The following is an 18,989-nucleotide window of genomic DNA, read 5'->3' on the forward strand; positions in this document are numbered from 1 at the left end:
TTATTAAATCGTTTTGATAACGCATCATTGAAAAACAACTTTGGATTGTGAACTAATTTTCTCATTTTTGACATTAATCACAGACCTCCAAGAACCTTTCTACAACTTTAGATATCTCATATCGTTCGATATAGGTTTTCCTTGCATTTACTCCCAGCCTATCTAATAAATCATTATCATTTATTAAGCGTTCCATTTGAGAAGCTAAATGATGAACATCAAAACAAGGAGAAACCAGAGAGTTAAACTCATGTTTGAGAAATTCCTTTGGCCCATACTCAATATCAAAACTGACGACTGGTTTACCCATGCTGAAACTTTCAATATAGACCATACCAAAACCTTCCCTAGAAGAGGTCAAGGCACAAAAATCGCTATTATATATTTCCTCATACACTAAAGAAGTTGGTGGGCAGATCCGTACTTGTGATTTCAAATTCAATTTTTCTATCATATCCATTAATAGTGGTTTTTGCTCACCATCACCATAAATATCTAATTTCCAATCAGGATACTTTACAGCAATAATAGAAAATGACTCAATTAACAAATCAAACTGTTTCATTTCGACCAATCGTCCAAATGAAACTATTCGATTGGTCTTTTTTCGCTCACCAACTAATGATAACAATGAGAGTTGATCTGCAATTCCATTGGGGATGTTTGTAATGTTTTTGACGCCATTACTTAAATAGTCTGATATTTGAAATTCAGTTAGAACAATTACTTTTGATGCATTGTTGTAATTTTTAATTATCGCTTTTTTAATTTCTTCACTATGCGAATTAAACTCTTTATGTTCCTGAACAACTATTTTATTTGTATTATTTGAGTTTTTTATAAGATTTATACAAACGCCAGGGAATGTACCTACAAGCACGCTATTATGTATACTCCTAATTATTTTAACTAGTTTAATGTCTGTTAGTAGTGATAACCCTGAATATAAATCTTCTGTCTGATAGAATAATCTAGAACGCATCTTTGATAATGCATTCTCTAATGGCGTTCGATATTTCCCTTTACTTCTTACATCATTTAAAAACTCCAACCTAACACTAGGATCTATATTTAATACAGGAGTGTCAGATGTCTTCCTCAACGAAATTATAGTTACCAAATAACCAATTGAAACTAAAAAATTCGCTTGATTTATTACAGTTTGTACAGTTCCGCCAACTCCATATGCGTTGTAGCAGAAAAAAATAATATTTTTTTGTTTTTTTTCAATAAGTAAGTCTACGAACTTATTAGTTTTACTAAACCCTTCATAATCATTTTTTACCTTGGTATAATTAACCGCCGCTAGCGCATTCAGTTTTTCATAAGAATTCTCTTTTGAAAGATAATTTTCAATTTCTTTGACAGTTCTAACAGTTACTCCCAGAAAATCATATGGCGATGACATAAAGTGTCCTCGCTCATATTTATATTGATCATAATCAAAATGAAGAAATATAACTGGGGTTTTTAACAAATTAAATTCAAAAGCAACAGATGAATAATCAGTGATACAGATTGCAGTATCTTCCAGAACACTGTTAAAGTCATTCTGCCCAGCAAAATCTATGTTCCCATCAAATATTTGATAAAGTTTATCCTTCAGTCCTAAAATTTTTTCATGAAGATAAAATCTAATCTGCAAATTATGTTCTTCTGCAAAATCCAAAATACCATGTGACGACTTTATAGCTCGAACAAGCTGGAGAAATGAATTGTCATCACTTTTCTTAGTCCATTCGTCTCGCCAAGTAAAGAAAAATAATAATGATTTATTTTTCTTAGTGATATTCTGCAGATTCTCATGTCTCGGCAGACCACAATTTGCAATCCGACAATCAAGAAAACCAATGCTAATAATCAGCTTTCTTAAAACTTTTAAATCAACTTCTTCAACATTTTTTTCTTGAGTATAATATGAATTAAGCAATTTAATGTAAAAGTCTTTTAAATCTTTTTTCTCAACATAGCCTTTTAAATGTGGTATCTTATATTTAGAAATTATCTTGTTAATTTGATGTATATCTGATTTTGACTGAAGTATATCGCTAACAATATATTTCTCATTTTTCAATGATGTACTAAAATACCTAACCCGTCCATTATAATGCCCCTTATAGAAATGAATCTTTTTATAAGAAATAATTCCATGCTGAAGATAGAAAATTGGAGCCCATCCTTTTGATAATGGTGTTTTTTTGAAAGAAGGGAATACATCCATATAACCATCATTAAGCATCAAATAGTCTGCCTTAAAAAACAATCTTCGATGCATTAAACTATTTTTTAATATTATATTTCTCTTAAATAGAGATAGCGACTCTATATCGATGTTATCCCGCTCATAAATATAAAAAGTATTTTTATATCCATGTTCGATTCTATGTTTGAAGTAAGCGAATCCATTATCCCTAGCCTGTAACCCGCCCTTTTCACTAATCAAAATTAGAAGATCATCTTTCTTAGACATATCCATAAAAGCACCAATCCATTTAGATATAAAAAGCAAAATATCAACTCTGAAATTTATTATATTCTTTCAAAGCATCATCTACAGAACTAAAAAAATGGCATTCTGACTTGGCATCAAAAAGAACTGCAACATCACAATAATCTTTTAATATTGTTGGACTATGTGCAACCATTAGAAATGATGATTCCTTATGCTTTTGAGAAAAAACCTCCTTACATTTACGCTTAAATCTTTCATCCCCAACGGCTATGACTTCATCTACAAGGTAATAATCGAATTTGAATGCCATGCTTAAACCAAACCCTAGCCGTGAACGCATCCCATTGGAATATGTTTTAATGGGCATATCAAAATAATGCCCCAACTCTGCAAACTCTTCGACATAATCGACTTTTTCTTTCAATTCACTCTTCTTAGAATAAAGACGAGAAACAAATTTCACATTTTCGCGCCCTGTAAGACTACCCTGGAACCCCCCGGCTAATCCGACAGGCCAAGAAATTGTTCTATCAGTTATTATTCGCCCACTATCGGGGCGATCTATACCACCAATCATCCGTAATAGAGTTGATTTCCCAGCACCATTCCGCCCAATAATTGCAACACTTTTTCCGGAAGGGATGGTTACATTTAAATTATTAAACACAAAATGTCTCCCTTTAGGCGTTTTATATGTTTTAGTTAAACCTTCTATTTTTATCATGAAGTTAACATTGCCTTCTCTCTAAAGTGATATACTGTCAAACCCAGTGTAATAATAGCCAAGGAAATAAAAGATAAATATTGAATACTAGCTCCCTCACTCAAATAGCCTACACAAACAGCCTCTCGGCTAAGTTCTACAACATGAACAATTGGATTCCATAAAATATAAGGCCAATATTCTTTTGGAATAGAGTGTAAAGGAAACATAATACATGAAATAAAATAAAGCGGTTTAACCACTATAGGCAGGAATTTTTCCGTTTCAGGAAATGCATTCCCAATAACCATGAATACCATACCAATTCCACATGAGAAAACAAACAACAGCATCCATGTCATAACCAAACTAACAATACCATTTATCTCCATATCTTCACCAAGGAAACCAAGAATAAACATGAGTATGGCGTAAACAAATATATAAATTGCAGTTTCTAGTATAGCCCTAGCTAAGATAGTATCTATAGGTTTTACAGGTCTGTAATTGAATAATCCTTGGTTTGCTTCAATAGAATTAACACAACGAGACGTAATATTACTAAAAATAAAATATGGAATTATTCCGTTTATAAGAAAAACAGGAAATGAAATATCAGGCATTGTACGATGCATCACAAAACCAAATATTCCAACAAGTACCATCAAATGCGCCGCAGGCTCCAGCACCGCCCACAGATACCCAAGCCGATACTTCCCAAAGCGGGTTTTGATTTCCCTCATAAACAGCGCTTTGATAACCGCCTGTTGTACTTCTAAGCCACTTCTCGCCATACAACCTCTGTCCATAACTTTATTTTTGGCACGCTACCGCCCATGGCTCATAGCTACCAGCTTGCTAATCGAGAACGACTTATATCCTGGGGAAATGTTTAATGGGGGGAGGCCACAAATATATTAAATACTTGCTTATTTATTTCAGCTATTGCAGAGGCCCGAAACATCACTCCATTGAACATTTCAGAAGGCACTTATGCCTTGCTATATTGTACTCAATATCAGATTGTTTCGTAGCCCATCAGGTTTAATTAAATTAAAAGTACATTTTAAAATAAATAATTTTTGATAGGATATTATCAGAATGGATATATAACCCATATTGAAGATGGTTGTTTCATTATTTATTAATATCAAAAATAGCTATAGATAATAAAACAAAAATAATTTATATAAATATGATATCAATAATAATAAAAATACAGATGTGAAATAGAAAGGGCTTATCAACTGATAAGCCCTATGCTCGTTAGTCGCCCATCAGTTCCCGGACCAACTCCACGCAGCGCAGGAAGCGCGAATCATAATCCGCCTCTTCCACATGCACGAACTCGATATTGTTCTTCTTCAACATCGATACCAGCAGCGTCTGGAACTCTTTGCGGTCGACGGAGCTTCCCAGGCTACGCAGCCCATCCGCCACCCATGGCGTGTTGTTTTCCAGCAGGATGACGAGGTCAAAGCGATACTCATCAATCAGCGCCTGTACAAACGGGTGTTCACGGCCTTCGTACTTTTTGCAGAACGCCTGGGTGCTCACAAAATCGGTATCGATAAAAGCCACCTTGTTGGCATACTTTACTGCAAAATCAATATACTGCGCGTGGCCGAGGGCGATTTTGTCATAGTCGGAATACTGTAACGCCATTTCGTCGCCGCCCAGATGCGAGAACACATAATCGCGGCCATATTCCCATGCACTGGTGGTATTAAAGATATTCGCCAGCTTATTCACCAGCGTCGACTTACCGCTGGATTCACCGCCGAGAATCGCCACCGTGCGCACGAAGAACGGCTTCACTTCCGTTGGGATGTAATCCCAGTAGCGGAACGGGTTCTCACGAATCTGCGCGCCGCTGATATTCATAAACGTTCGTTTCGGGTCCACCAGCACCGTTTCAATTCCCAGGTGTTCCAGATACTGCGGCGCGTCGGACTCTTCAGAGGTGTAGATCCAGTTTGGCTGAATCCCCTTCTCTTCCAGAAAGGTTTTCATGCCCGCACTCCACACATCCCAGCCATGCGGGTACGGTTCCATGCCCTCTTCATTGAAAGCATGAATACGAATGTTCTTCTGGTACTTAAAGGTCTGCAGCAGCCAGCGCAGGCGATCGGGCACGGTAGGCTGCTGCGACATCGCGCTGTCTTCAAACAACGCGCGGTCACGGGTATCGTCGTACCCCATGATGATATGCAGCTCATCCACCTGGCTACAGGCGCGCTGAATCAGATAAATATGCCCCGTATGTAGCGGGTAGAATTTACCAAACACCACGCCGATATTTTTCTGCTGGCGCGGAAACTCCAGCCCGAGGAAACGGTGCAACGCTTCCAGCTTTTGCGCGCTGGGACTTTTAATTTTGGCGTTGAGAAGCTGGCTTAAATAGCCCTTGGTCATACCGCTGGCGTCTGCAACCTGCTGCAACGTACAGCCTTTTTGACGGATTGCGGTTTTAAGATAGTCGAACGACGACACAAGAGCCTCCTGCAAAATTGGGGTAAATCATCTACCCATTATACAAAAAACCCGGATGTACTCACGGTACTATCCGGGGAGAAAGAGACCGGCGTCGCAGCGCGCGCCGGAGTCGGTCACTATAGGTCGTCAAAGACGTTAAGCGCGTCGGAGAGTTTCTTCACGCCAAACACCTTCATCCCTTCCGGGACTTTTTTCGGTACGTTAGCGGCAGGAACAATAGCCCGGCGGAAGCCGTGCTTCGCCGCTTCAGAAATACGCTCCTGCCCGCTCGGCACGGGGCGAATCTCGCCGGCCAGGCCGACTTCGCCAAATACCACCAGATCCTGCGGCAGCGGCCTGTCGCGCAGGCTGGAGACCATCGCCAGCAACAGCGCCAGGTCGGCGCTGGTTTCAGTGACCTTCACCCCGCCGACCACATTGACGAACACATCCTGATCCGCCATCTGCAGACCACCGTGACGATGCAATACGGCCAGCAGGATCGCCAGACGGTTTTGCTCAAGGCCAACGGCCACTCGCCGTGGGTTACCCATCATCGAGTGATCCACCAGCGCCTGAATCTCAACCAGCAGCGGCCGTGTGCCTTCCCATACCACCATCACCGAACTGCCTGAAGTGACCTCATCGCCGCGGCTCAGGAAGATAGCGGAAGGGTTGCTCACTTCACGCAGCCCCTGCTCGGTCATGGCAAAAACGCCCAGTTCATTCACCGCGCCAAAGCGGTTTTTATGGCTGCGCAGCGTACGGAAACGCGAGTCGGCATCACCGTCAAGCAGCACCGAACAGTCGATGCAGTGTTCCAGCACCTTCGGGCCCGCCAGCGAGCCGTCTTTGGTGACGTGCCCCACCATGACGATAGCCACGCCGCGCGTCTTAGCAAAGCGCGTCAGATAAGCGGCGGTTTCGCGCACCTGCGCTACGCTGCCCGGCGACGACTGGATATCCGCCATATGCATCACCTGGATGGAATCGATAACCATCAGCTTCGGCTGCTCTTCTTCGGCAATCTGGCAAATCTGCTCAATGCTGGTTTCCGAGAGCATATTCAGGTTAGCGGTCGGCAGGCCCAAACGGTGCGCACGCATCGCCACCTGCTGCAACGACTCTTCGCCGGTGACGTATAGGGTTTTCATCTGCTCTGCCAGCTTGCACAGCGTTTGCAGCAGCAGCGTCGATTTCCCCGCCCCCGGGTTACCGCCAATCAGGATCGCACTGCCGGGCACCACGCCACCGCCCAGCACGCGGTCGAACTCTTTAAAGCCAGTCGAAAAACGCGGCAGCTCTTCCAGGCTGATATCCGACAGTTTCTGCACCTTAGCCACGCCAGCATTACCGGCATAGCCGCTCAGGCGCTCGTTACGTGCGACCGTGGGAGAAGCGGCTACGCGCACTTCGGTGATGGTATTCCACGCATGGCAGGCGCTGCATTGCCCCTGCCAGCGCGGGTAGTCCGCACCGCACTCATTACAAACAAATGCGCGTTTAGGAGCTTTCGCCACGTTAACCTCTTTATTTCTGATTCATGCTGCCGGAGAGAATGCAGAACACCCCCATTAAATCGGCATGACGGATAGTGACTTCCGTCTGTTCATTCACTTTCGGTTTGGCATGATACGCAATCCCCAGACCGGCTTTCTTGATCATCGGCAGGTCGTTGGCGCCGTCGCCGATAGCCACGGTTTGCGCATGCGGAATTTCATATTTTTCAGCCAGCTGCAGCAGCGTTTTCGCCTTGTATTGCGCATCGACGATATCACCGACCACTTCACCGGTCAGCTTGCCGTCGCGAATGCCCAGCTCGTTGGCCACCGCGGCGGTCAGACGCAGCTTGTCGCGCAGATATTCCGCGAAGAAGGTAAAGCCGCCGGAGGCAATCGCCACCTTCCAGCCCAGCGTTTCCAGCTTCAGCACCAGCTGCGTCAGCCCCGGCATTAACGGCAGCGTATCGCGCACCTGACGCAGAATATCAGCGTCCGCATCTTTCAGCGTTGCTACCCGCTGACGCAGGCTGGCGCTAAAGTCGAGTTCACCGCGCATTGCACGTTCCGTCACTTCAGAAACCAGTTCGCCGGTGCCTGCCAGCTTGGCGATTTCATCAATACACTCGATCTGAATGGCCGTAGAGTCCATATCCATCACCAGCAGGCCCGGCGTACGCAGATGCGGAATTTTGCCCAGCGGAGCAACATCAAGCCCGGCGTCGTGCGCCAGACGCGTCGCCCGCGGCGTTAATGACCCTGCCAGACGAATGACCTGGTAATCTTCCACGCACCAGGCGGCAACAATCACCATCGCTGCGCCCAGCTTGCGCTGGTAGGTCGTCAGACGTTCTTTATTCAGGCCGCGGCCGTACAGCAGCCAGCCGCTACGGCCAGCATGGTAATCCAGCGGCATCACTTCATCACCGCTGAGCGAAAGCGGCAACCCAGGCCACAAGGAGACATCTTCAGGCAGGTCGCACCAGGTCAAACTGTTTGGCATTACAGCTCCAATCTTCTTTATTAAGCCCAGGAAAATAACGCATGAGGCTACCTTGTAACCAGCGCTTCTGGCAACATTAAGCTGTAAATTTTCAAAGGTGGAATATGGTTCGCGCAAAACTGAAATTTCGGCTGCATCGTACGGTCATTGTCCTGATCTGTCTCGCGCTGCTTGTCGCGCTGATGCAGGGGGCCTCCTGGTTCAGCCAGCAAAGCCAGAAACAACGAAACCCACAGCTTGAAGAGTTGGCAAGAACGCTGGCATATCAGGTGTCGCTGAACCTCGCGCCAATGATGAAAACCGAAACGCCAGACGAGAAAAAGATTGGCCAACTGCTGAAACAGCTCACCGCCAAAAGCCGCATCCTGGACGCTGGCGTCTATGATGAAGAGGGCAACCTTATCGCCCGCGCCGGCGAGCAGGTAGCGCTTCGCGATCGGCTAGCGCTGGACGGTAAAAAAGCCGGGGGGTATTTTAACCAGCAGATTGTCGAGCCAATCAACGGCAAAAATGGCCCGCTCGGCTATCTGCGCCTGACGCTCGATACCCATACCATCGCCACGGAATCCCGCCAGGTGGATAACACCACCAATATTTTACGCCTGATGTTGCTGCTGTCGCTGGCCATTGGCGTGGTGCTGGCCCGCACGCTGCTGCGCGGCAAACGCACCCGCTGGCAGCAGTCACCGTTCCTGTTAACCGCGAACAAGCCGGTACAGGACGAAGATAAAGACTAAACAGAAAAGGAAATCGCCATGACAACGCTGCGCCTGCTGCTTTCAGACTCTCACGACCCGTGGTTTAACCTTGCGGTAGAAGAGTGTATTTTCCGTCAGATGCCTGCCACCCAGCGGGTGCTGTTCCTCTGGCGCAACGCGGACACGGTCGTGATTGGCCGCGCGCAAAACCCGTGGAAAGAGTGCAACACCCGCCGCATGGAAGAAGATAACGTCCGGCTGGCACGACGCAGCAGCGGCGGCGGCGCGGTGTTCCACGATCTCGGCAACACCTGCTTTACCTTTATGGCGGGCAAACCGGAGTACGATAAAACGATCTCAACCGCTATCGTGCTTGAAGCGCTGAATTCACTCGGTGTGACCGCAGAGGCCTCCGGGCGTAACGATCTGATCGTCAAAACCGAGGAAGGCGAGCGCAAAGTGTCCGGCTCCGCGTACCGCGAGACCAAGGACCGTGGTTTTCACCACGGCACGCTGCTGCTGAATGCCGATCTAAGCCGATTGGCAAACTATCTGAATCCGGATAAGAAAAAGCTACAGGCGAAAGGTATTACTTCCGTGCGCGGCCGCGTCGCTAACCTGGTGGAACTGCTGCCTGACGTGACTCACGAGCAGATTTGTACCGCCGTAACCGAGGCCTTTTTCCGTCACTATGGCGAACGCGTAGACGCCGAGATTATCTCCCCGGACAAAGCGCCGGATCTGCCGAATTTTGCCGAAACCTTTGCCCGCCAGAGCAGCTGGGAGTGGAACTTTGGTCAGGCGCCGGCCTTCTCGCATCTGCTGGACGAGCGTTTCACCTGGGGCGGCGTTGAACTGCATTTCGACGTTGAAAAAGGCGTGATTACCCGTACCCAGATCTTCACCGATAGCCTCAACCCCGCGCCGCTGGAAGCACTGGCGGAGCGGCTACAGGGCTGCCAGTATCGCGCCGATGTTTTACAGCAAACTTTTGAAGCGCTGGTTGCGGAATATCCGGATCAGGAAAGCGAGCTTCGTGAGCTGGCGGCGTGGGTCGCAGGGGCCGTGCGCTAAGCGACTGATAGCGAATTGCCGGATGGCGGCTACGCCTTATCCGGCCTACAACAGATTGTAGGCCCGGTAAGCACAGCGCCACCGGGCATTAACAGCGTTCTCCGGTCTCAAGGTCCATCAACTCCCCGGCCCAATCGACCGGGTAAACGCCCTCGCGAACATGTCGATGAAAGGTCGAAAACGGCCAATCCTGAACACGCGATACCCAACCGTGTTTTATCGGGTTGATGTAGATGTAATCGATATGGCGGCGATAATCACGCTCGTCGCGTATCGTATGCTCCAAGAATCGCGGCTGCCACACGGTTTGGTGTAGCAATGATTGAGTGAATCGCTTTTTAATTTCACGCCAGCGAGAAGAAAAATCACAGTCATTCGCGGGAAGCGTCCAGATGCAGTGAAGATGCTCGGGGAGAATGACCCAGGCGTCGATATAAAAGGGTTTAATGCGCTTAACCACACGAACTGCGGCACGGAGTTCAGCAATATTCCTGATTAAAAGATCGCTTTGCCTGTCTTTGAGATTTACGGTGAAAAACCATGTTCCACCGTTGATGTAATGGCGGCGATAGTTCGACATTTTGTTTTTCCTTTAACAAAATTCGACCTTATCGGGTTCGTTGCAGATGGCAAGATTGGGAGAGAGTTTTGAGAAGGAAGCTCGCAATATATGCGACGAATTGCCGGATGGCGGCTGCGCCTTATCCGGCCTACAACAGACTGTAGGCCCGGTAAGCAAAGCGCCACCGGGCACACAAACAACGTTACTCTTTATCGCCCAGCAGAACGGATTCCAGCGCGATTTTGATCATGTCGTTGAAGGTCGTCTGACGTTCAGCGGCAGTAGTCTGCTCGTGAGTACGGATATGGTCGGACACGGTGCAGATGGTCAGCGCTTTCGCACCGAATTCTGCGGCTACGCCGTAGATGCCCGCCGCTTCCATTTCCACGCCCAGCACGCCGTATTTTTCCATGACGTCGAACATTTCGCCGTCCGGAGAATAGAACAGATCGGCAGAGAACAGGTTACCCACGCGCGCGTCTACGCCCAGCGCTTTTGCCGCATCAACAGCGTTACGCACCATGTCGAAGTCAGCGATAGCGGCGAAATCATGATCTTTAAAGCGGATACGGTTAACTTTGGAGTCGGTGCAGGCACCCATACCAATAACCACGTCACGCAGTTTGACGTCCATACGCACGGCACCGCAGGAGCCTACGCGAATGATTTTCTTCACGCCGAAATCGGTGATCAGCTCTTTGGTGTAGATGGAGCAGGACGGAATACCCATACCGTGACCCATCACGGAGATCTTACGGCCTTTGTAGGTACCGGTGAAACCTAACATGCCGCGAACGTTGTTCACTTCACGGACATCTTCGAGGAAAGTTTCAGCAATGTGCTTCGCACGCAGCGGGTCGCCCGGCATCAGCACAACATCAGCGAAATCGCCCATTTCAGCGTTAATATGTGGGGTTGCCATCGTTTTATCCTTATTTAAATTGTCAGCGCCTGATGGCGGCTACGCCTTATCAGGCCTACAAAAAACGTAGGCCCGGTAAGCGAAGCGCCACCGGGCAATTGCATCACAGCATGTTTTTACCGTAAGCCATCGGCGACGTACCAAAGTACGTTGCCAGCGTCTGGCCGATATCCGCGAAGGTTTCACGGTGGCCCAGCGAACCCGGTTTCACTTTCGGGCCGTACACCAGCACCGGAATGTGTTCACGGGTGTGGTCGGTACCGGTCCAGCTCGGGTCACAGCCGTGGTCAGCGGTGAGGATCAGAATGTCATCTTCACCGACCAGTTCCATCAGCTCAGGCAGACGGCGGTCGAACAGCTCCAGACCTGCGGCATAACCGGCGATATCGCGACGGTGACCCCAGGAAGAGTCGAAGTCCACGAAGTTGGTGAAGACAATCGTCTCATCACCCGCTTCTTTCATCTCTTTGATGGTGGCATCAAACAGCGCATCCAGGCCGGTGGCTTTCACTTTTTTGGTGATACCGCAGTTCGCATAGATATCCGCAATCTTACCGACGGAAACTACGTGACCGTGTTTTTCATCAACCAGTTTCTGCAATACGGTCGGTGCCGGCGGTTCAACGGCCAGATCGTGGCGGTTACCGGTACGCTGGAAGTTACCCGCTTTATCACCGATAAACGGACGCGCGATAACGCGGCCAATGTTGTAACCACCTTCGGTCAGCTCTTCACGGGCGATTTCGCACAGCTCGTAAAGTTTATCCAGGCCAAAGGTCTCTTCATGGCAGGCGATCTGGAATACGGAGTCCGCAGAGGTATAGAAAATCGGCTTGCCGGTTTTCATATGCTCTTCGCCCAGTTGATCCAGAATCACGGTACCGGAAGAGTGACAATTACCGAGGTAACCCGGCAGGTTGGCACGTTTTACCAGTTTATCCAGCAGTTCCTGCGGGAAGCTGTTTTCGTGGTCGCTGAAGTAGCCCCAGTCGAACAGAACCGGCACGCCGGCGATTTCCCAGTGGCCTGACGGCGTATCTTTACCGGAAGAGAGTTCATGCGCCCAACCATAGGCGCCAATGACCTCGGCGTTGCCGTCCATACCCGCGGCAATTTTGCCGGTAGAACCTTCATGCGCTTTCACCAGCCCCAGACGGGTAAGGTTAGGCAAATTCAGCGGGCCTTTACGGCCGTGGTCAGCCTCGCCTTTGGCACAGGCTTCTGCAATGTGGCCCATCGTGTCGGCGCCAACATCACCAAAGCGGTCAGCATCTTCCGTTGCACCAATCCCAAAGGAGTCCAGCACCATAATAAATGCACGTTTCATCTTGTTCTCCATACATCTTGCGCTGTAAAAAAGCGATCAGATCAGTATATCGTTATTCAGTGATACGACGATAGACTGTCGGTGTAATTTCTGGGGCTTTATCGTCCAGTTTAATTGCCGCTTTGACGGCTTTCGCCGCATCCTGCCAGCTGGCCTCATCTTTGGCGTGGATCACCGCCAGCGGGCGCTGCCCGTCGACGCTATCGCCCAAACGGGCCATGTCGGTAAAGCCGACGCTGTAATCAATAGTGTCCGACGCCTGACGACGACCACCGCCCATAGACACGACGGCCATACCCAGTGCACGGGTGTCCATCGCGCTCACGAAACCTTCGGTATCAGCATAGACCGCTTTACTGAGCATCGCCGTTGGCAGATATTTCGCATAGTTTTCAACGAAATCAGTCGGCCCCTTCTGCGCGGCAACCATGCGACCGAAGATCTCAGCCGCCTTACCGTTATCCAGTACCGCCTGCAGTTTGGCGCGCGCTTCAGCGTCATCTTTCGCCAGACGACCGGAGATCAGCATCTCAACGCACAGCGCCATCGTGACATCTAACAGGCGAGGGTTGCGGTATTCCCCCGTCAGGAACTGCACCGCTTCACGTACTTCAACGGCGTTACCTGCGCTGGACGCCAGCACCTGGTTCATGTCGGTCAGCAGTGCGGTGGTTTTCACACCCGCGCCGTTGGCCACGCCAACAATGGCTTCCGCCAGTGCAGCAGAGAGTTCGTAGGTCGGCATAAATGCGCCGCTGCCCACTTTCACATCCATCACCAGCGCATCCAGCCCTTCTGCCAGCTTTTTGGCGAGGATAGACGCGGTGATCAACGGAATAGAGTCCACCGTCGCGGTAATGTCGCGGGTAGCGTAAAAACGTTTATCCGCCGGTGCGAGCGAGCTGGTTTGCCCAATAATCGCCACCCCCACGTCTTTAATAATTTCGCGGAAGCGGTTGTCATCCGGGAAGATGTCGAAACCCGGAATCGCCTCCAGCTTGTCGAGCGTTCCGCCGGTATGACCAAGGCCACGACCCGAAATCATCGGAATGTAGCCGCCGCAGGCAGCAACCATCGGGCCAAGCATCAGAGAGGTAACGTCACCGACGCCGCCGGTAGAGTGCTTGTCAACAATCGGGCCGTTGAGGTTCAGGCTCTTCCAGTCCAGGACAGTGCCTGAATCTCGCATCGCCATGGTCAATGAGACACGTTCTGGCATGCTCATATCATGGAAGAAAATGGTCATCGCCAGCGCGGCAATCTGCCCTTCAGAGATGGTGTTGTCGCGAATACCGTTGATAAAGAAACGAATCTCTTCATCACTCAGCGCCAGGCCATCACGTTTTTTGCGAATAATTTCTTGAGCGAGAAACAAGGTACCCTCCTTATTGTGGGCTGGATAAGCACGAAGCCCCCAGCACAGAACATCTCCGTTGTAGGCCTGATAAGCGAAACGCCATCAGGCAAATTTGCCGGATGGCGGCTGTCGCCTTATCCGGCCTACACAGGACAATTCAGATTTTAATAGCTGCTAGCGCTCTTACCGTCGCCATGGCCCAGTGCTTTCAGCAGGCTGGCCAGCAGGGAAGAAGCACCGAAGCGGTAGTGACGGGAGTCAGCCCAATCCGCGCCGAACAGTTCGTCAGCAATAGACAGGAACAGCTGCGCGTCTTCCGCAGTACGCACACCGCCCGCCGGTTTGAAGCCCACGGTTTTCTGTACGCCCATGTCACGAATCACTTCCATCATGATGCGCGCACTTTCTGGCGTCGCGTTCACCGGCACTTTACCGGTAGAAGTTTTGATGAAATCTGCACCAGCTTTGATAGAAATTTCAGACGCTTTGCGAATCAGCGCTTCTTCTTTCAGCTCGCCGGTTTCGATGATCACTTTCAGCAGTACGTTTGCCGCAGCACACGCGTCTTTACAGGCTTTCACCAGATCAAAACCTACCTGCTCGTTACCGGCGATCAGCGCGCGGTACGGGAACACCACGTCAACTTCATCTGCGCCGTAGGCAATCGCCGCACGGGTTTCCGCCAGCGCAATCTCGATGTCGTCATTGCCGTGCGGGAAGTTGGTGACGGTTGCGATGCGGATATCCGGCGTCCCCTGCTCTTTCAGCGTTTTACGCGCAATTGGGATGAAACGCGGATAGATGCAAACTGCCGCGGTGTTACCCACCGGGGTTTTAGCCTGATGGCACAGCGCGATGACTTTCGCGTCGGTGTCATCTTCATTCAGGGTGGTTAAGTCCATTAACTGCAGCGCACGCAGGCTGCTTGCCTTTAAATCAGTCATTTTGCTCTCCGACGGCGCATTGCCGTTCAAATCGTTACCTTGCGGGTCTGTGATTATTGTAACACCGCCCCGCGCTCACACTTCGACATTCATCACACTTAGTGAAAACTTCGTACAAATTTGCATAACAACAACGCGATCAACTTCAAACTTTCAAGCCTCCGTGGGCAAATAAAGCGCCACTTCAGCCGATAGGATCAAAAGATAGCCTCATCGTTTTTCATACACTTCGCGCATCTCTCGTCTGAGGAACTGAAGATGCCCACTTCGCTCGATACACCGCTGCTGCAACATTGCCAGCAAATTGTGACAAGCTCCGTGTTATCCCCGGAACAAAAGCGTCATTTCCTGGCGCTGGAAGCCGAGAACGCCCTGCCGTACCCTGCGCTCCCCGAAGCGGCGCAGGCCGCGCTGGCTGAAGGCGTCATTTGCGATATGTTCGAAGGACATGCGCCGTATAAACCGCGCTATGTCTTACCGGACTATCAACGTTTTCTTGCCAACGGCTCCCAATGGCTCGAGCTGGAAGGCGCACAGGATCTGGATGACGCGCTCTCGCTGCTGACGATTCTTTATCATCACGTCCCTTCCGTGACCGCCATGCCGGTCTACCTGGGCCATCTTGATGCGCTGCTGTCGCCATATGTTAGAATTCTAACACAAGATGAAATCGATATTCGAATAAAACGTTTCTGGCGCTACCTGGATCGCACGCTGCCCGACGCATTCACCCACGTCAACATTGGCCCACACGATACGCCAATTACGCGCGCAATTTTACGCGCAGATGCCGAATTAAAGCAGGTTGCACCAAACCTGACCTTTATCTACGATCCGCAAATTACCCCTGACGATCTGCTGCTCCAGGTGGCACAAAATATTTGTGAGTGCAGTAAGCCGCATATCGCCAACGGCCCGGAAAATGATAGAATTTTCACAAACGGTCAATATGGCATCGTGAGTTGTTACAACTCGCTGCCGCTCGCCGGCGGCGGCAGCACGCTGGTGCGTCTGAATTTGCAGCAGGTTGCCCGACGCAGTGACTCCATCGATGACTTCTTTAACCGCACACTGCCGCACTACTGTCAGCAGCAAATCGCCATCATTGATGCGCGCTGTCGCTTCCTCTACGAGCAATCCGGCTTCTTTGAGAATAGCTTCCTGGTCAATGAAGGGCTGATCGATCCCGCGCGCTTTGTGCCCATGTTCGGCATTTATTCGCTAGCAGAAGCGGTCAACGAGCTGTGTGAACGCAACGGCATTGACGGGCGCTACGGTAAGGATGAGCAAGCAAACACGCTCGCCTACCGCATCAGCGCCGCACTGGCGGAGTTCGTCGCGCAAACGCCGGTGCAGTACGGCTGGCAGCAGCGCGCGCTGCTGCACGCGCAGTCGGGGATAAGCTCAGACACCGGCACCACACCGGGTGCGCGTCTGCCATACGGCGACGAACCGGATCCGATTACCCATCTACTGACCGTTGCACCGCACCACCCGTACTACACGGCCGGCATCAGCGACATACTGACACTCGATGAGACGGTAAAACGTAACCCGCAGGCGGTGATGCAGCTATGCCTGGGGGCGTTTAACGCCGGTATGCGTGAATTCAGCGCCAACGTCAGCGGGAACGATCTGGTCCGCGTGACCGGCTACATGGTGCGCTTGTCCGATCTGGAGAAATACCGCGCAGAAGGCTCACGTACCAACACCACCTGGCTCGGTGAAGAAGCCGCACGTAATACCCGTATCCTGGAGCGTCAACCTCGTGTCGTCAGTCATGAACAGCAGATGCGCTTTAGTCAGTAAAATCATCCCGTTCTCCTGCGTTGACGGGCCTGGCAGCCGCCTGGCCCTGTTCCTGCAAGGGTGCAATCTGCGCTGTAAAAACTGCCATAACCCTTGGACCATGGGGCGCTGCAACGACTGCGGCGAATGCGTAGCGCAGTGCCCGCACCAGGCGCTGCGCATCGATGATGGCCGCGTAGCGTGGCAGCCCGACGCCTGCCAGCAGTGCGATACCTGTCTGCACATGTGCCCGCAGCAGGCGACGCCCATGGCGCAGTCAATGAGCGTGGAACAGGTCATTCAGCACATTAGCAAGGTCGCGCCGTTTATTGAGGGCATCACCGTCAGCGGCGGCGAAGCCACTACCCAACTGCCGTTTATCTGCGCGCTGTTCGCGCGCCTGAAGGCCATGCCCGGGCTTCGGCATCTGACCTGTCTTGTTGACAGCAACGGGGAACTGCCGATAAGCGGCTGGCAGAAGCTGCAACCGCTATGCGACGGCGTCATGGTCGATTTAAAAGCGTGGGACAATGCACGTCATGTCGCGCTGACCGGCCGAGGAAACGCGCGCATTAAGCAAAGCATACTCTGGCTGGCGCAGCACGGCATGCTCAGCGAACTGCGGCTGCTTGTGATTCCCGACCAGACGGATTATCGGCAAAACGCCGAGTCGCTCTGCGCATTTATTACCAGCCTTGGCGATGTGCCCGTTCGTTTGAACGCGTTTCACGCACACGGGGTTTATGGAGAGGCAAAAACGTGGCGCAGCGCCGGGCCACAGGATATTGAAGCCCTGAGCCAAGCGCTGCAGGCCGGAGGAATCACGAAGATTATCCCTCCGGCGCTTTACTTATAGTGCGAGGAACACGCCGGCAATCGTGGCGCTCATCAGGTTAGAAAGCGTGCCCGCAGCAACGGCCTTCAGCCCGAGCTGCGCAATCTCCGGACGACGTTTTGGCGCCATGCTGCCCAGCCCACCGATCAAAATCGCGATAGAAGACAGGTTGGCAAATCCGCACAGCGCAAAGGAGATAATCGCTTTGGTGTGGTTAGAAATCACCTGCAAACCAGCCGCGGCAACTTCCGCATCTGCTTTCAGGTATTCACCGAAGTTCATGTACGCCACGAACTCGTTAATCACCAGCTTCTGGCCGATAAACGACCCGGCCACCGTCGCTTCGCTCCACGGTACGCCAATCACCCACGCCAGCGGCGAGAAGACCCAGCCAAGGATCAGCTGCAACGACAGCTCCGGATAGTTAAACCAGCCGCCCACGCCGGAAAGGATACCGTTCAGCAGCGCAATCAGCGCGATAAACGCCAGCAGCATTGCCCCCACGTTCAGCGCCAGCTGCATCCCGGATGCCGCACCAGAGGCCGCCGCGTCAAGCACGTTGCTCGGGGCATCCGTACCCTGCGCGTCCTGTTCCAGCGCAGGAGAATCATGCGGTGTTTCCGTTTCCGGAATGATGATTTTCGCGAACAGCAGGCCGCCCGGCGCCGCCATAAACGACGCTGCAATCAGGTACTCCAGCGGCACGCCCATCTGCGCATAGCCCGCCAGCACGGAACCGGCCACCGACGCCAGCCCGCCGCACATAACGGCGAACAGCTCGGAGCGCGTCATGGTGGCGATGTACGGACGTACCACCAGCGGAGCTTCCGTCTGACCAACAAAGATATTTGCGGTGGCGGAAAGCGATTCCGTACGCGACGTTTTCAGCACCTTACGCAGGCCGCCGCCCAGAATGCGGATGACAAACTGCATGATGCCAAGATAGTAAAGCACGGCGATCAGCGAAGAGAAGAAGACGATGACCGGCAGTACGCGCAGCGCAAAAATAAAGCCGCCGCCGCCGAATACTTCAAACATTTTATCGGATACCAGACCGCCGAAAAGGAAGCCGATCCCTTCGTTGCCGTAGGCGATAACGTTAGCCACGCCTTCAGACATCGCCAGCAGCACTTTTCGCCCGGCCGGTACATAGAGGATGAGCGCGCCGATGCCGACCTGGATAAGCCAGGCGCCAAACACGGTGCGCAGATTAATTGCTTTACGATTACTGGAAAGAAGTATGGCAATGGCGAGCAGCACCACCATGCCGATGAGTCCCATGAGGATTTGCATACAGAGTCCCTGTGTATTGAAAAATATAAATATTACGGCAAACCTACGGCGCCGATT

Annotated in this window: 16 protein-coding genes; 4 read left to right on the forward strand and 12 right to left on the reverse strand. The window is 50.7% G+C overall.

The window, feature by feature from the left end; genetic code table 11:
- Window positions 1–73 precede the first annotated feature (73 nt).
- From H7R58_RS20505 to serB, 6 genes are all read right to left on the reverse strand, one after another.
- Window positions 74–2,470 (reverse strand): glycosyltransferase, encoded by a 2,397-nt coding sequence (locus H7R58_RS20505; RefSeq protein WP_227674939.1) that lies wholly within the window; start codon window positions 2,468–2,470, stop codon window positions 74–76.
- 43 nt (window positions 2,471–2,513) lie between these two features.
- A complete protein-coding gene (locus H7R58_RS20510) occupies window positions 2,514–3,176 on the reverse strand; it encodes an ABC transporter ATP-binding protein (protein WP_182929507.1) in 663 nt (220 codons plus the stop codon).
- Window positions 3,173–3,949, reverse strand: a complete 777-nt coding sequence (locus tag H7R58_RS20515) for an ABC transporter permease (protein WP_106925227.1) — start codon at window positions 3,947–3,949, stop codon at window positions 3,173–3,175. The genes H7R58_RS20510 and H7R58_RS20515 overlap by 4 nt, the downstream gene beginning before the upstream one ends.
- Before the next feature lie 472 nt (window positions 3,950–4,421).
- Window positions 4,422–5,648, reverse strand: a complete 1,227-nt coding sequence (nadR, locus tag H7R58_RS20520) for a multifunctional transcriptional regulator/nicotinamide-nucleotide adenylyltransferase/ribosylnicotinamide kinase NadR (protein WP_182929508.1) — start codon at window positions 5,646–5,648, stop codon at window positions 4,422–4,424.
- A 119-nt stretch (window positions 5,649–5,767) separates the two neighbouring features.
- Window positions 5,768–7,150, reverse strand: a complete 1,383-nt coding sequence (radA, locus tag H7R58_RS20525; RefSeq protein ID WP_106925225.1) for a DNA repair protein RadA — start codon at window positions 7,148–7,150, stop codon at window positions 5,768–5,770.
- Window positions 7,151–7,160: 10 nt separating this feature from the next.
- Window positions 7,161–8,132 carry a phosphoserine phosphatase gene (gene serB, locus H7R58_RS20530; RefSeq protein ID WP_106925224.1) on the reverse strand — a complete coding sequence of 324 codons (972 nt, stop codon included), beginning with the start codon at window positions 8,130–8,132 and terminating at the stop codon, window positions 7,161–7,163.
- A 104-nt stretch (window positions 8,133–8,236) separates the two neighbouring features.
- Here serB and H7R58_RS20535 point away from each other — a divergent pair, with 104 nt between their 5' ends.
- Complete coding sequence (locus tag H7R58_RS20535; RefSeq protein ID WP_146145700.1) at window positions 8,237–8,869, forward strand: YtjB family periplasmic protein; 633 nt, start codon at window positions 8,237–8,239, stop codon at window positions 8,867–8,869.
- Between the two features lie 18 nt (window positions 8,870–8,887).
- Entirely contained in the window at window positions 8,888–9,904 is a 1,017-nt protein-coding gene (gene lplA / locus H7R58_RS20540; RefSeq protein ID WP_182929509.1) for a lipoate--protein ligase LplA, read from the forward strand.
- Between the two features lie 88 nt (window positions 9,905–9,992).
- Here the strand turns inward: lplA and H7R58_RS20545 are convergent, their stop codons facing one another.
- The 5 genes from H7R58_RS20545 to deoC form a co-directional block, all read right to left on the reverse strand.
- Window positions 9,993–10,484, reverse strand: coding sequence for an REP-associated tyrosine transposase (locus tag H7R58_RS20545; RefSeq protein ID WP_182929510.1), 492 nt, complete (start codon window positions 10,482–10,484; stop codon window positions 9,993–9,995).
- A 184-nt stretch (window positions 10,485–10,668) separates the two neighbouring features.
- Complete coding sequence (gene deoD / locus H7R58_RS20550) at window positions 10,669–11,388, reverse strand: purine-nucleoside phosphorylase (protein WP_000224864.1); 720 nt, start codon at window positions 11,386–11,388, stop codon at window positions 10,669–10,671.
- A 103-nt stretch (window positions 11,389–11,491) separates the two neighbouring features.
- The gene (deoB, locus tag H7R58_RS20555) at window positions 11,492–12,715 is read right to left on the reverse strand and encodes a phosphopentomutase (RefSeq protein ID WP_106925222.1); all 1,224 of its coding nucleotides are present in this window, start codon (window positions 12,713–12,715) and stop codon (window positions 11,492–11,494) included.
- 52 nt (window positions 12,716–12,767) lie between these two features.
- Window positions 12,768–14,090, reverse strand: a complete 1,323-nt coding sequence (deoA, locus tag H7R58_RS20560) for a thymidine phosphorylase (protein WP_106925221.1) — start codon at window positions 14,088–14,090, stop codon at window positions 12,768–12,770.
- Window positions 14,091–14,236: 146 nt separating this feature from the next.
- Window positions 14,237–15,016 carry a deoxyribose-phosphate aldolase gene (gene deoC / locus H7R58_RS20565; RefSeq protein WP_035894562.1) on the reverse strand — a complete coding sequence of 260 codons (780 nt, stop codon included), beginning with the start codon at window positions 15,014–15,016 and terminating at the stop codon, window positions 14,237–14,239.
- 258 nt (window positions 15,017–15,274) lie between these two features.
- Between deoC and H7R58_RS20570 the strand changes: the two genes are divergently transcribed.
- Entirely contained in the window at window positions 15,275–16,825 is a 1,551-nt protein-coding gene (locus H7R58_RS20570) for a YjjI family glycine radical enzyme (RefSeq protein WP_182929512.1), read from the forward strand.
- Complete coding sequence (locus H7R58_RS20575; RefSeq protein WP_182929513.1) at window positions 16,797–17,660, forward strand: YjjW family glycine radical enzyme activase; 864 nt, start codon at window positions 16,797–16,799, stop codon at window positions 17,658–17,660. The genes H7R58_RS20570 and H7R58_RS20575 overlap by 29 nt, the downstream gene beginning before the upstream one ends.
- On the opposite strand, the gene H7R58_RS20580 is transcribed toward H7R58_RS20575, so the two are convergent.
- Complete coding sequence (locus tag H7R58_RS20580; protein ID WP_106925218.1) at window positions 17,655–18,932, reverse strand: NupC/NupG family nucleoside CNT transporter; 1,278 nt, start codon at window positions 18,930–18,932, stop codon at window positions 17,655–17,657. The genes H7R58_RS20575 and H7R58_RS20580 overlap by 6 nt on opposite strands.
- Window positions 18,933–18,989 lie beyond the last annotated feature (57 nt).

It is taken from the genome of Klebsiella sp. WP4-W18-ESBL-05 (genome assembly GCF_014169075.1).
In the GTDB taxonomy this organism is placed as follows: domain Bacteria; phylum Pseudomonadota; class Gammaproteobacteria; order Enterobacterales; family Enterobacteriaceae; genus Kluyvera; species Kluyvera ascorbata_B.

Excerpts from the sequence above, each read along its gene's own strand:
- H7R58_RS20505 (WP_227674939.1), bottom strand. The coding sequence starts at position 2,470 with ATGTCTAAGAAAGATGATCTTCTAATTTTGATTAGTGAAAAGGGCGGG.
- H7R58_RS20510 (WP_182929507.1), bottom strand. The coding sequence starts at position 3,176 with ATGATAAAAATAGAAGGTTTAACTAAAACATATAAAACGCCTAAAGGG.
- H7R58_RS20515 (WP_106925227.1), bottom strand. The coding sequence starts at position 3,949 with ATGGCGAGAAGTGGCTTAGAAGTACAACAGGCGGTTATCAAAGCGCTG.
- serB (WP_106925224.1), bottom strand. The coding sequence starts at position 8,132 with ATGCCAAACAGTTTGACCTGGTGCGACCTGCCTGAAGATGTCTCCTTG.
- H7R58_RS20535 (WP_146145700.1), top strand. The coding sequence starts at position 8,237 with ATGGTTCGCGCAAAACTGAAATTTCGGCTGCATCGTACGGTCATTGTC.
- lplA (WP_182929509.1), top strand. The coding sequence starts at position 8,888 with ATGACAACGCTGCGCCTGCTGCTTTCAGACTCTCACGACCCGTGGTTT.
- H7R58_RS20545 (WP_182929510.1), bottom strand. The coding sequence starts at position 10,484 with ATGTCGAACTATCGCCGCCATTACATCAACGGTGGAACATGGTTTTTC.
- deoD (WP_000224864.1), bottom strand. The coding sequence starts at position 11,388 with ATGGCAACCCCACATATTAACGCTGAAATGGGCGATTTCGCTGATGTT.
- deoB (WP_106925222.1), bottom strand. The coding sequence starts at position 12,715 with ATGAAACGTGCATTTATTATGGTGCTGGACTCCTTTGGGATTGGTGCA.
- deoC (WP_035894562.1), bottom strand. The coding sequence starts at position 15,016 with ATGACTGATTTAAAGGCAAGCAGCCTGCGTGCGCTGCAGTTAATGGAC.
- H7R58_RS20570 (WP_182929512.1), top strand. The coding sequence starts at position 15,275 with ATGCCCACTTCGCTCGATACACCGCTGCTGCAACATTGCCAGCAAATT.
- H7R58_RS20575 (WP_182929513.1), top strand. The coding sequence starts at position 16,797 with ATGAACAGCAGATGCGCTTTAGTCAGTAAAATCATCCCGTTCTCCTGC.
- H7R58_RS20580 (WP_106925218.1), bottom strand. The coding sequence starts at position 18,932 with ATGCAAATCCTCATGGGACTCATCGGCATGGTGGTGCTGCTCGCCATT.